The 12,988-nt window shown below is 59.8% G+C and carries 10 protein-coding genes and 2 pseudogenes; 3 read left to right on the plus strand and 9 right to left on the minus strand.

Annotated elements, in window-relative coordinates; genetic code table 11:
• Positions 1-107: 107 nt before the first annotated feature.
• The 9 genes from JKG68_RS21310 to JKG68_RS21350 all read right to left on the minus strand — a co-directional run bounded on the left by JKG68_RS21310 (position 108) and on the right by JKG68_RS21350 (position 10,302).
• A protein-coding gene (locus JKG68_RS21310; protein ID WP_376773182.1) for an IS630 family transposase occupies positions 108-1,053 on the minus strand; the annotation gives its coding sequence in 2 pieces (ribosomal slippage) (positions 108-719 and positions 721-1,053; 945 coding nt in all).
• Between the two features lie 983 nt (positions 1,054-2,036).
• A complete protein-coding gene (locus JKG68_RS21315) occupies positions 2,037-2,741 on the minus strand; it encodes a FadR/GntR family transcriptional regulator (RefSeq protein WP_202063374.1) in 705 nt (234 codons plus the stop codon).
• A gap of 18 nt (positions 2,742-2,759) precedes the next feature.
• Positions 2,760-4,316 (minus strand): xylulokinase, encoded by a 1,557-nt coding sequence (locus JKG68_RS21320; RefSeq protein ID WP_202063375.1) that lies wholly within the window; start codon positions 4,314-4,316, stop codon positions 2,760-2,762.
• Complete coding sequence (locus JKG68_RS21325) at positions 4,309-5,349, minus strand: zinc-dependent dehydrogenase (protein ID WP_202063376.1); 1,041 nt, start codon at positions 5,347-5,349, stop codon at positions 4,309-4,311. The genes JKG68_RS21320 and JKG68_RS21325 overlap by 8 nt, the downstream gene beginning before the upstream one ends.
• Positions 5,346-6,170, minus strand: a complete 825-nt coding sequence (locus tag JKG68_RS21330; RefSeq protein ID WP_036356137.1) for a class I fructose-bisphosphate aldolase — start codon at positions 6,168-6,170, stop codon at positions 5,346-5,348. The genes JKG68_RS21325 and JKG68_RS21330 overlap by 4 nt, the downstream gene beginning before the upstream one ends.
• Before the next feature lie 108 nt (positions 6,171-6,278).
• Entirely contained in the window at positions 6,279-7,259 is a 981-nt protein-coding gene (locus tag JKG68_RS21335; RefSeq protein ID WP_246515694.1) for a D-2-hydroxyacid dehydrogenase, read from the minus strand.
• Between the two features lie 147 nt (positions 7,260-7,406).
• Positions 7,407-8,687 carry a TRAP transporter large permease gene (locus JKG68_RS21340; protein WP_202063377.1) on the minus strand — a complete coding sequence of 427 codons (1,281 nt, stop codon included), beginning with the start codon at positions 8,685-8,687 and terminating at the stop codon, positions 7,407-7,409.
• Positions 8,684-9,238, minus strand: a complete 555-nt coding sequence (locus tag JKG68_RS21345; protein ID WP_202063378.1) for a TRAP transporter small permease — start codon at positions 9,236-9,238, stop codon at positions 8,684-8,686. Before JKG68_RS21345 ends, JKG68_RS21340 begins: the two co-directional genes overlap by 4 nt.
• Before the next feature lie 68 nt (positions 9,239-9,306).
• Positions 9,307-10,302, minus strand: coding sequence for a DctP family TRAP transporter solute-binding subunit (locus JKG68_RS21350; RefSeq protein WP_202063379.1), 996 nt, complete (start codon positions 10,300-10,302; stop codon positions 9,307-9,309).
• A 316-nt stretch (positions 10,303-10,618) separates the two neighbouring features.
• Between JKG68_RS21350 and pgi the strand changes: the two genes are divergently transcribed.
• From pgi to JKG68_RS33590, 3 genes and pseudogenes are all read left to right on the plus strand, one after another.
• Positions 10,619-12,268, plus strand: coding sequence for a glucose-6-phosphate isomerase (gene pgi / locus JKG68_RS21355; protein ID WP_202063380.1), 1,650 nt, complete (start codon positions 10,619-10,621; stop codon positions 12,266-12,268).
• Positions 12,269-12,414: 146 nt separating this feature from the next.
• Positions 12,415-12,573: pseudogene (locus tag JKG68_RS21360) on the plus strand (DUF4147 domain-containing protein); the annotation flags it as partial.
• A 39-nt stretch (positions 12,574-12,612) separates the two neighbouring features.
• A pseudogene (locus JKG68_RS33590) lies at positions 12,613-12,962 on the plus strand (aminotransferase class III-fold pyridoxal phosphate-dependent enzyme); the annotation flags it as partial.
• Positions 12,963-12,988: the final 26 nt, after the last annotated feature.

A 12,988-nucleotide genomic window follows, 5' to 3' on the forward strand; every position in this document is an offset into this window, starting at 1 on the left:
CAGTTGATCGGCCCAGCGGTGGGCCTCGCTTGCATGCGTCATGGCGCGACACCTCCGTGTCTAAGACAACGCACAAGCCCCGGCTGTAGTACTAGAGCAGGTTCGACTTAGACAGGCTCATATCCGCAGTTCCTGATGTAGTTCTGGCACTCATTTGGCTCGAAGGCGTCAAGCAGTTCTCCGATGGTGGTCCAGAGCGCCTCCTTGGTGCGGGTGCCTGCCTTGCGCAGGAGCGCCTTGAGCTTGGCGAACAGCTGCTCGATCGGGTTCAGGTCGGGCGAGTACGGCGGCAGGTACAGCAAGCTGGCCCCGACCGCTCGGATCGCCTCCTCAACGCCCGCCACCTTATGAGCTGCCAGATTGTCGAGCACGACCACATCGCCAGGCGAGAGGGCTGGTGCCAGCATCTGCTCGACATAAGCGCGGAAGACCTCGCCCCGCATGGGCCCGTCCACCACGAGCGGAGCGATGATCCCGTTCTCCCGCAGGCCGGCCACAAAGGTGGTGGTGAGCCAGTGCCCGTGCGGCACCGCATCGACCACCCGCTGTCCGCGCGGCGCCCTGCCGTAGCGCCGGGTCATGTTGGTGGCCGTGCCGGTCTCGTCCAGGAACACAAAGCGGCTGGCATCCATGAAGCGCTGCCACACCCGAAAGCGGCGGCGCTCCTGGGCTACGTCCGGCCGGTCCTGCTCGGCCGCCCGGAGCGTCTTTTTTGTGCGTCAGGTGCATGCGCTTGAGCATCAGGTGAATGGTCGAGAGCGCCTGCACCACGATCCCGCGGGCGCGCAGTTCGGCTTGGATCTCGGCCAGCGTGATGCCGGACTTAGCGTCCACCAGGGAGCGCAGCAGATCCTGATGCGGCTCGAGGACCGGACGACGATGGCCGCCGATCCGCTCTGGGGTGACCGAGCCGGTCTGGCGCAGCCGCCGCATCAGCTTCACGGCCGCCGACGGGCTGACCTCATAACGAGCGGCCGCCTGGCGGATCGAGCTGCCCTTCTCAACAGCGCGAACGATGCGCCGGCGCAGGTCCTGCGACAACGGTGTAGTCATGGCGAGCCTCTGTCTCACGCCCCTGACCTCCATCGAGTCAGACTTCCCGATTCCGTTCAACCCCAAACCGCTCTAGCTCTACGCTAAATTATGGATCCCGAAACTTACGCTCTTCCGACTACAGCTAAAATTCAGTTGCCGCATCGGCTGCAAATTAGATTAGCCCCCTTCCCCCGGAAATGTCCGAGTTCTGCTACTGCTGATATTAAGCACATCTCCCGCAAGGGCTCGCTCTGGACGCCGACCATGCAATTCAAAAATCAATAAAGACATTTTATAACTCATGCGCCCAGGAAAGGAGCGGTGGCGCAAATTCAGGTTGATATGCCTACAACGCATAGGTCATGTGTGCTGACCTATCTACCGCGCAGCAGCATAAGAATTATCTATTCATCATAGGAGGCTTATTGAACGCCTCTGTAGAGGGATAAGAATTATGCTCGTAACAGCAATCCTCCGCCTCGTGATGCGCGTCGTTAATGCAACTGCCTACGCGAACCAGCTCAGGGCCGAACGTGTTCTGAATGCGCATCTCGCACGCGCTGGCAACAAGCTCGACTGAGAGCGCAAGTAAGCCATAAAGGCAAGATTCCGCAGTCTCTGCGAAGCAACTCACAGCCCTGCCTGTCACGGCGCGTTGCGACTATCAGCGACAACTAGGCTACATTCCTGTGACCGGAGAGACCCGATACGAAGTCGTTCCAAGCACGAAGAGCCGCCCCCTCCGCTTCAGCTGCCGACCCGCACGGTTCTGACAAAGGGCCCTGTGGTGCGACTTCGCTCTCGCAACTGAGGCAGAGAAAATGCGCCTCGTACTGCCCATATAATTCGAGGCAGTTGATCCCTAATTCGGCGCTTCTGCACACTGGGCATGGCTTAGGCTCAGTCATTGTCGTTCCACTCTACCGTTAATACGGACATTGCGGATTAGGGATGCACTAATCTACACGCATGAGATTGTCGCTCGTGCCTTTCCGAGGCTCTCACTCGCTGATGTTGAGGATCGAAATCTTCGACTCTTCCCGACGCCATAACCAGTAACACTCCTGAATAGCCTCACGAGCGAGCTCCGGCTCGCGATCCCTTAGGGCTTGCACGAGTGCCCGGTACGCTTCGACGTTTCGCTCGAACGCACCGCGGACCATGGAGATGATCCTGACCTTGTTCGCAATCACAGATCGGATGACGGACGAGAGGCCATCGATGACGATGACGATTACAGGGTTGCGGCACGCCCTGGCGAGGCTGGCGTGAAGCTCGAACTGGAGCTCAACCACATCTTCCAAGGAGTCCGATGCAGCGATCTGGTCGATGAGATCCTCGAGGGCCTCAAGATCAGCAGTGCTGGCCTGGATCGCGGCGGCTCCTGCCATCTCTCGACCAATCATTTCCATGGCGTTCTGGATCTGATCAATCGAGATGAACCCGAGCTTCAGAGCAACGCCGAAATAGAACTGCAGGAACCGCGAGTTCGGGAGCGCCAGATAGGTCCCGCTGCCTTGGACGCGCTGGAGCAAGCCGAGCGTCTCCAGAACGGTCAGCCGATCCCGCAAAGTCGGGCGCTGAATGCCGAGTTGATCGGCCAGCTCACGCTCGGTGGGGAGCTTGATTCGTCCGCTGCTGTCGGGCCTCAGCTCCATCGCGATGTCGATGACGCGCGCAAGGATATCGTCTTCGCCGTCCGTCATATGAAACCGTAGTTCCTTTTACCCAGTGGCTCGCACCCCAAGCCGGGGCCGTGCCTCTTCATCCGCGTACGGGCCAGAACTACGATCTGCGAGAGCATGCATCAAGTCGCACAGTTGTGGGTAAGCTGCGTCAAAGATCGTGAACATGCGGTCGTAGGTCTCGATTGTCCGTTGGGACCCGGGCCTGATCGCTGTTGCGTTGGCCGAGATCAACGGAAGCTCCCTATCGTCACTGCCCGTGAACAGCCCTGCCGCTATGGCACCAAGCAGGCCCGCTCCCAGTGCCGCAGCATCAGGCATATCAGACATGATATAGTCGAGCTTCAGGACGTCCGCCTTCATCTGCCCCCAGAACTTGTTCCGCGCTCCGCCGCCCACACTGAGCATGCGCTCAGGGCGCTTGCCCCATTTGGCGGAACCCCGTTCCAGAATCTGCCGAAGGCCGAACGTCGTGCCCTCAAAGACGGCGCGGACCATATCCTGTCGGCTGTGTCGGAGGAGAAGCCCGAGCCAGCTGCCGCTCGCCTCTGCATCCCAGATGGGGCTCCGCTCGCCGGCAAGGTAGGGCAGGAACAAGAGACCGTTGGCTCCTGGAACCGACTCCTGCGCCAGGCGCTCCAGTTCGGCAAGAGTCTTGAGCTCCGGCCAGACCTTGTTGTTGAGCCACCCGAACGCACCGCCCAGCGTCGACATTGCCCCATGGGCGAGCCAGCGGCCGGGCACGATATGATGGCGATGCAGGAACGACGGCTCGAAGTCCGGACGGTCAAGGCAGAAGGTAATGACCCCGGACGTGCCGACGGATTCGAAAACCTCGCCGCTGTCCATCAAGCCAACCGCAAAGGAAGCCGCTGCCGTGTCGGCAGCGCCGAGCGCTACGGGAATGCCGGCCGGAACTCCAGTCAGGATGGAGGCTTCATCCGTCACTCGACCGATCATATCGGTGCAGCTACTAATTTCTGGCAGAATAGCCGCATCGAGTCCCCATCGAGCTAGAAGGTCGCGACTCCACGACGGCTCGGGATCAGCAATACGCATCAGACCCGAGTAAGACGCTTGGGTCGGCTCGATGCCGTCCTGGCCACTTAGTCGGCGAGCCAGGAAACCGTTAAGCATGGTAACCCGCTGCACTTTTGCCCAAGCACCCGGTTCATTCTCACGGATCCAGGCCAGGTTGGCTGCCCAGCAAGTAGACGTGCTAGCCCGGTTGCCGGTCTGCTGCACATCTGCTTCAGCATCGGCACCAACTACCTTTTCAAGACCTGCTTGGGCCCGGCCATCGAGGTAAAGGATGCCCGGCCGTATTACCTGCCCCCCCTCGTCAAGAAGGATGGTCGTCGGGCAAGTTGTGGCAAGCCCAATCGAGATTATCGTTGGGACGCGGGCGGCAACCTCCCGAATAGCATCGGCGGTGGCCGCCCAATAGCGGTCGAGGTCGATTTCGGCCCAGAGCGGATAAGGTGTGACCACGGGAACCGCCCGGTGTGCCTTCGCAACCAAGCGGCCTTCGCGCGTGAAGGCACAAACCTTGATCCCGCTCGTTCCAGCATCGACCCCGAGGAAGGCTTCAGTCATTGCGGATTGCTACCTTAAGCGCCCGCCCACTCTCTGCCTCCTTCAGCGCCTCGACAGCATCCGCCAATCCGAAGCGATGGGTGACAAGCGAGTTGGCATCGATGAGCCCGCCTGCGAGCAGGTTGAGAGCCGTCTCATAATCTTGCCGACGCAGCGCGCTGGCTCCGGTCACGACGATCTCGTTGTAGTGCACGAGATTGACGTCGAACGTCGCCATGTCGCCCGCCGAGAACCCCGCGAAGAGGTTGACGCGGCCACCCTTACGCACGAGCTTCAGCGCCTCGTTGGCAAGTGCCGGAACGCCGATGGCCAAGATCGCCACATCCGCGCCGAGTCCGTCAGTCACCCCGCGGATTACCCCTGCCAAATCCTCCTTGGTCGGATCGCAGGCGATGTCGACGCCGCGCTCGAGGGCAGCCTCGCGGCGCATCTGGTTGGGCTCGCTGACGATAACCAGTCGTGCCCCGGCCCGACGCGCAAGCGCCGCATGCATGAGGCCGATCGGCCCTGCCCCGAGGATGACCACCACGTCACCGAGTTCAACGCCGACATTGCGCAAACCATTGATGCAACACGCCAGAGGTTCCGCCAGAGCCGCCGCCTCGAACGGCATCCCCTGCGGGATACGGACTGCGTTGCCGGACTCAAGCGCCAGCGCCGGCACCTTCAGGTACTCGGCATAGGCCCCATCGAACTCGTATCCGATGGCCTGACGGTTCTGGCAGACATTCTCCCGGCCGGTCTTGCAATAGGCGCATTTGCGGCAGGGAATGACAGGATTAACTGACACCGGGTCGCCGCAGGAGAACTGCGAGACGCCGGCTCCCACTTCAACCACCTCGCCCGCGAACTCGTGGCCGAGAACGGACGGGAAGCGGACGCCCTTGGTTTTGCGGCCACGCAGGATGCGGATATCTGTCCCGCACACAGTCGCGGCCCTCACCTTCAGGATCAGCTCACCGGGTCCGGCGGATGGGGTTGCAACATCCTGCAAGACGACGTCGTCGGGAGCGCGAAGAACTGCTGCCTTCATTTCTGGAGATCCTTCTCTTCTTCAAGGGCGCGCTCGTAAACTTTGAGAGCTCCTTCGACGCTGGCGTCATCGTGCATCAAAGCGGACAAGGATTTAATAACGGCGGAGGTATGCGGGTGCGACCACACGAAGCGGCCATAGGTAACGCCGCGCATACCGACATCAAGTGCCTGGCGGGTCATACGCAAATAGTCCTCCAGAGTCTCGCCCATCTCGCCACCAGCCAGAGCCACGATGGACGGGCAGGCATCCACCACCGAGCGGAAGCTCTCGGCAGAACCGGACCACATGGTTTTGATGATGTCGACGCCAAGCTCGGCGCCAGCGCGCACCGCGTAGGCCAACACCTCAGCGTCGTGCTGATCCTTGATCAGCGCGCCCTTCGGATAGATGTGCGCAACAAGCGGCATGCCGGCCGAAGCTGCTTCCTTGGAGATCTTGCCAAGGAATGTCAGCTGCTGGGCTTGGTCGGGGCCGCCGACGATGCAGCCCACCGAAATGGCGTCAGCACCAAAGCGCACCGCTTCCTCCACGTCCGCAACGGGCGTGTCATACGTCGGATGGTACTGCACGGAATAGGCGCTAGCCTTCAAGATGATCGAGGCCTGGCCTGCATAGGGTGCGAACACCTTCTCGGCGATGCCCTTGTGCATGGTGATACCGTCAGGCTTGCCGGCTACAACCTTGCGCATAACGGAGCGGATGTCCACGAGTCCGGGCATCATCCCGCGGGTGATCGGATGGTCAACCGTGATGGCGAGCATGCGGCCAGACTTGGGATTCACGATCCGGTTCAGACGAACTTCTTTCCCGAGAAACATAGAGGCTCCTTAATGCAGGTCGGATGTTGCCGACAAAACTGGGGTGAAATTTGGTTATACCAATTATTGCGCGCCTACAAGAGAAAACATTAATTGGTTGTACCAATTTTACGCTACTAGGTTCCTGGGTTTACCGGCCCGAAATAGCTCGATGTTCTCAAACAGCTGGTCCGTGAGCCCCTGGACAGCCTCGCTGCTCGCCCAAGCCACGTGCGGCGTAAGGATAAAGTCGGGTCGGTCCAGCAGGCGTATGAATGGGTGATCCGCAGCTGGCGGCTCCGCCGTGACCACATCAAAGGCGGCGCCAGAGATGTGTCCGGCTGTGAGCGCATCCGCCAGGGCAGCCTCGTCCACCAGCCCTCCGCGGGCCGTGTTGATGAGCAAGGGCCGACGCTCCATGAGGGCGAATTCCGGAGCGGCGATCATGTTGCGGGTCGACGGCATCAGCGGAGAATGCAGCGTGATGACGTCGCTCTGGCGCAGCACATCCTCGAAAGGGGTGTAGAGCGGACCCATGCCGGTTGAGCCTTTGTAGGCGGAGAACAGCACTCGCATGCCGAAGCCGCGGGCGATGTCGGCGACCGCCTGTCCAAGCACGCCATCGCCAATGATGCCGAGGGTCGAGCCGGCGAGATCGCGAATTGGATAATCGAAGAAGCAGAACTGACCCGCCTCCTGCCATCGGCCTCGGCGAACAGCATCCGCATAAGCTAGGATGCTGCGCCGCAGGGCGAGAATCAGCGCGAAAGTGTGTTCGGGCACAGTGTTCACCGCATAATTGCGGATGTTGCACACGGAAATGCCGCGCTCCTGGCAGGCTGCGACGTCGACAACGTCGTACCCGGTGGCTGCAACAGCGACGAGCTTGAGGTTGCGTGCCTGCGCGATGGCATCGCGTCTTACCGGTGCCTTGTTGGTGATGACGATATCAGCATCAGCAATGCGCGGGCCCACATCGCCCGGAGTGGTCTTGCCATAGGTGATAAGTTCATGGGGGAAAGACAGCGTCCGCAGCTGCGTTTCTGGAGAGAGCGTCTCTCGATCGAGGAACACAATGCGGGCCGGCGCGCCGGGCATGGCTTCAGTCATACGACACCACTTTCTGCGAGTCGGTTGTGGCGATCTATGCGCGGCATGTGAGGTCTGGATCCGCCTCGACAAACCGCCTTCCATCATCGCCAGGAAATGCAAAGGGCCAGATGTTGATACACCCTGCCCTTTCTTAAACTGTTACCGTCAATAGAGCCCGAGGAGCCTGATTGGCCCCAGGGTCAAGACTGGAAACAGGACCAGCGCCAGGATCGCGGCAGTCAGGATCCCAACCGGGATCATAGATCCGCGAATAACGTCCTCAATCCGCATTTTCGCCACTTGAGCCACAGCGAACAGACAGACACCAACCGGCGGGGTGACGAGGCCGAGCGTGAGGGTGATTACGGTCACGATCAAGAAGTGCATCGGGTCGATGCCCATTTTAAGTGCCGGAGGTAGCAGCACGGGTATCAAGATGAACATGGCCGCAATCGCATCCATGAACATCCCAACCACGATGAGGAACAGGAAGATTAGGAACAGCGCCATGGTCGGGCCGGTGCTGATGCTGGCCAGGAAATTGGCGACCTGGACCGGCAGGCCGTCGAAGGCGAACACCCAGGCAGCGAGCTTCGCGGTTGCGGCAATGAACAGAATCGTCCCAGAGGCCCGGGCCGTCTCGACCAGGATATTCCATATCTCTGCTGGAGGAATTGAGCGATAAACGATGACTGACAGGAACATCGTATAGAGCACTGCGATGGCGGCGGCTTCCGTGGGCGTGAAGAAGCCATTGACGATGCCGCCGAGTAGGATGATTGGTGTCAGCATCGGCAGGATAGCGCCAAGCCCAGTTGTCACAACCAAGCGGAGATTAAACGGAGTCGGTGGATTATAGCCGTAGTGCACAGCGTAGAAATGGTTGAACACCATGAACACGAAGGCGATGAACAGGCCTGGGATCAGGCCAGCCACCAGCAGCGTGCCGATGGACACGTTTGCAATCGAGCCTGCGATCACGACCAGGATGGATGGCGGGATGATGGAGGACAGCGTCGAGGTGACGAGCGTCATGCCGACCGCGTAGCTCTTGGGAAAGCCATGCCGCTCCATAGCTTTAATCTCAATCGCGCCGACAGAAGCGATGTCGGCAACGGACGATCCGGAGATGCCGCCGAAGATCACCGAGGAAACCACGTTTACGTGGCCGAGGCCGCCGGGCATCCAGCCGACCATCGCCTCGGCGAAGTCGAAGATACGCTCGGCCACACGCCCCCGCTCCATGAAGTGCCCGACCAGGATGAAGAGCGGCACGGCCACAAGCAGGAAGGAGTTCATCGCCGAGAACATGCTCTGCGAGAGGAGATCGATCGGGGTGGACGTGAACATCATGATGGCCGCCACGCTAGCCAGGCCGAGCGCCACCGCCAAAGGAACACCAAGGGCAGACAACCCCAGGAAGAGAAGAAGAAGCGCAATGCTCACGGCGTATGTCCTTTCGAAACAAAGACATCAGGCTCGTCGAGGTCAACCCGCGGCGCGCCAACCTCCGGAAGCGCAATGAGATCGCGCTTCGTCTTCAGCGACTCAACGATGGCCAAGACAGCTAGAATTGCCGAGATGGGCATGATGAGGCCGATCACCCACATCGGGATGGCGAGCGTCGCCGCCTCCTCGCTCATCATGATTTGCTGGCGAACGAGGCTAAGGCCAGTCCACCCCATGATGCCGAAGAACAGAACGGATGAGACAACATAAATTGGCACCGCCAATCGCCGGAACAGGCGTGGCGCCGCAGCGATGAACACCACAACGCGGGCACTTTCAACGGTGCGGAAGCCCGCGGCGAGGCCCAGGAAGACCATCCAGACAAAGAGAAAGCGAGTGGCCTCCTCAGACCAGGAGACAGGCTGTCCGATCAAGCGGCTTACAATCTGTACGACTACGACAATCAGGATCCCGGCTGCCGTGGCGCCAGCTGCAAAATCGGCGGTGAGCTTGACAAAGCGGCCGAGCAAAGACGGTTGTTGAGCCATGGGGCTTCACCTCTCAGATGGATCCTGGCCGCAGGATCGCGACCAGGATGCCCTGTAGGACTGTCTTACTACTTGCTGACGGCCGCGATGGTGCGGTCGAAGAAGGTCTGATCCTTCACGAGCTTGGCGAAGGTCGGGAACAGCTCCTTGGCGACGTCTACGAAAGCCTTCTGTTGCTCAGGGGTGAGGCGGTCGACCTTCATGCCCTTCTCGGTCAGCGCTGCGATCGACTTGCCCTCGTCTGCAGCGTCGTTTTCCACTTTCCAAGCCTCGGCCTCAACAGCCGCTTCTTTGATCGACTTCTTCTGGTCTTCAGGGAGCGCGTTGTACTTAGCGGGGTTAATTCCCAGGACCCAACCATCCGCCATATGGTTTGTCATGGTGACGAAGGATTGCACTTCATAGAACTTAGCCGTGACCGGGATGTTGATCGGGTTTTCCTGGCCATCAATGACCTTCAGCTGCAGGGCATTGTAAACCTCTGCAAACGCCATTGGGGTTGGGGCAGCGCCCATCTTCTTGAAGAACTCGACCCAAAGCGGATTGTTGGGCACGCGAAACTTCATGCCGGCCAGATCCTGCGGGCCCGTGATCGGCTTGCGGGAATTGGTCATCTGGCGGAACGGACGCGGCCACAGGCCGAGACCTTGAATACCGATCTTGTTAAGGTCAGCGATCAGCTCCTGCCCCAGTGGCCCGGACAGGTATGTGCGGAGCTGGGCTGTATCGGTGAAGAGGTACGGAACTGAAATCGCCGTGAACTTCGGGTTGAAGTTGGCATAGAGCGACGTCGAGAGCAGCAGCATGTCGAGCGAGCCACCTGAAAGCTGCTTCACTGCAGCTGAGGGATCGCCGCCATACAGCTGGCCATTCGGGAACACCTTGATCGTCACCTTGCCGCCTGTCTTCTGCGACACTAGCTCGGCAAACTTGTTGGCGGCGAGAGTGATCTCAGAATTATCCGGATCAGGCGTTGAGAGAGTAAAATTGGTCTGAGCACTCGCTGCCGTCGCAGCAATCATTACAGCGGCTGTGGCCAAGCCACGAATCATCGACTTCAGCATTCTTGTCTCCTCCATGGAAATGTTACGATGTTTTTATTGGTTATACCAAAAAGTTAGCCGAATGCGCAGCGGATGGCAAGCGTTGTCTGAATTGGCATAACCAATTATCACTCATGACAATGGTCGGGTGAAATGTCCTGACCTCCTCTTGCCAAGCGTGGCAGGATTTGGAGGCGTCGGGGCAAGTCCAGCAGATCTGAGGTGGCGGCTGAAAGCTTAGCTTGTGGGAAGGGGCATAAAGTTGCGCTTGCCCGGTCGCATTTGGAGAGCGAAGCTGGATCACCCGAGCATTTCTCATAGACAGGGCTCTGACGCGATGACGACGATCACGGACCTCCCGGAGTGGCACGCGCTGCAGGCGCATTCTAATGGCATGCGCAATCTTCATCTGCGCGATCTGTTCGCCCAAGACCCGCAGCGTTTTAATCAGTTCTCGCTCCGGATTGAGGATCTCCTGCTCGACTACTCCAAGCACCGGATCACAACTGAGACCATGACGCTTCTGCTCGACTTGGCCAGGGCCGCGGATGTGGAGAGCTGGCGGGACAGGATGTTCGCGGGGGAGAAGATCAACAGCACCGAGAATCGAGCCGTGCTGCACGTCGCGTTGCGCAACCGCGTAGAACGATCAATCCTTGTCGATGGCACCGACGTCATGCCAGAGATCGCGGCTGTGTTGAGGAAGATGCGGCTCTTCTCAGAGCGGGTCAGGAGCGGCGCCTGGCGCGGGGCGACGGGCGAGGCCATCACAGATGTAGTCAATATCGGCATCGGTGGCTCCGACCTCGGCCCTGTCATGGCTTGCGAGGCGCTGAAGCCGTATCAACGCCCGGACTTGAGGCCACATTTCGTGTCCAATGTCGACGCGGCCCATCTCTCCCACACCCTCGCTCGGCTCGATCCTGCACGCACGCTGTTCATCGTGGCATCGAAGACCTTCACGACACAGGAGACGATGACTAACGCTGCCAGCGCTCGATCATGGCTGACTAATGCCTTAGGCGAGGACGCGGTGGCGAAACACTTCGTCGCCGTCTCGACCAACGCTACCGAGGTGGCGCGATTTGGCATCGATACGACGAACATGTTCGAGTTCTGGGACTGGGTTGGCGGACGCTACAGCCTCTGGTCCGCTGTCGGCCTGCCAATCGTGCTGGCCGTCGGGTTCGACCACTTCATTGAGCTGCTGGGGGGCGCCCATGAAATAGATGAGCATTTCCGCGGCGCTCCCCTTGAGCAGAATATGCCCGTAATCATGGGGCTACTTGGCGTCTGGTACCGCAATTTCTTGGGCGCCTCGACCCTCGCCCTGCTGCCTTACGACCAGCACCTCGTTCGATTCGCCGCTTATTTCCAGCAAGGCGACATGGAGAGCAACGGCAAGTCCGTGCGCCGAGACGGCGCACGGGTGGATTATGATACGGGCCCGATCATCTGGGGTGAGCCGGGAACAAATGGTCAACACGCATTCTTTCAGCTTCTCCACCAAGGAACGGAGCTGGTACCGGCCGACTTTCTCGCGGCCGCCGAGAGCCAGACGCCCTTGGCAGATCATCATGAAAAGCTGCTCGCGAACTTCCTGGCGCAGACTGAGGCCCTCGCGTTTGGTAAGACGGCAGATGAAGTCCGAGCCGAACTTCGGGAGCGTGGCGTAACGGGTGAGGCCTTGGACGCCCTTGTGCCGCATAGGGTGTTCGAGGGAAACCGTCCTACGACCTCGATCCTTTACCACAAGCTGACGCCACGCCGTCTCGGCTCCCTGATTGCCCTCTACGAGCACAAGATCTTCGTTCAGGGCATCATCTGGGGCATCAACAGCTATGATCAGTGGGGCGTCGAACTCGGCAAGGAACTAGCATCAAGGATCCTGCCGGAGCTCCAAAGCCAGGAGACAGTGACAGGGCACGACAGCTCGACGAGCGGCCTGATCAACCACATCCAGCATCTTCGCAGGTCTACGCAGTAGGTTCGAATTTGCTAGGCCCGAATGCCATCAACGCACTACCAACCGTCCATGTTTTCACTAGCCTCCCAATCTGCCCGCTCAGCGAAGACAGATCAGTCAGCCCGCATTTTACCTTCCCACAAACAAACTCTGGCACGAGGTCAGTAATGTTAAACGATGCTGAAATTCTGCGAGCCCTGTTCGATGCGGCGCTGAACGCAGCTCTCCCAGAGGGAAAGTTCGATGGTAGGCTGCCGCCAAAACCATACGGGCGAACTATCGTCCTAGGCGCAGGAAAGGCCTCAGCGCGCATGGCAACAGCTTTTGAGGAAGCTTGGACGCGTGCGGGCGGAACCTGCGAAGGACTCGTGGTCAACGCGCGCGAGGTTGGCGCCTACTTTAAGAAAGCCATAGCGGATGCCGTGGGACACAACCGCTTCGTGGGCGAGGGTCCGCGGCGAAGGGCTGATGGCAGCCGTCGAGTTCGTGCGCGACCGAGACGACCGCGTCTTCTTCGATGCTTCCGAGAAGGTTGGCGCGCATCACGGCCGCCCTCTTGGAGAGAGGTGTGATCGGCCGCGCCATGCCACAAGGCGATATCTTAGGTTTCGCGGCGCCACTTTGCCTGACTAGGGAGGAGGCCGACACCATTGTTGCCGCTACGAAGGACGCAGTTGAGGCTGTGACGGCTACTCTCCATCCTATGCTTCCATGACGGGCAGACGAGCAATCTGCCCGTCA

This window comes from Microvirga aerilata (assembly GCF_016743775.1).
Taxonomy (GTDB): domain Bacteria; phylum Pseudomonadota; class Alphaproteobacteria; order Rhizobiales; family Beijerinckiaceae; genus Microvirga; species Microvirga aerilata.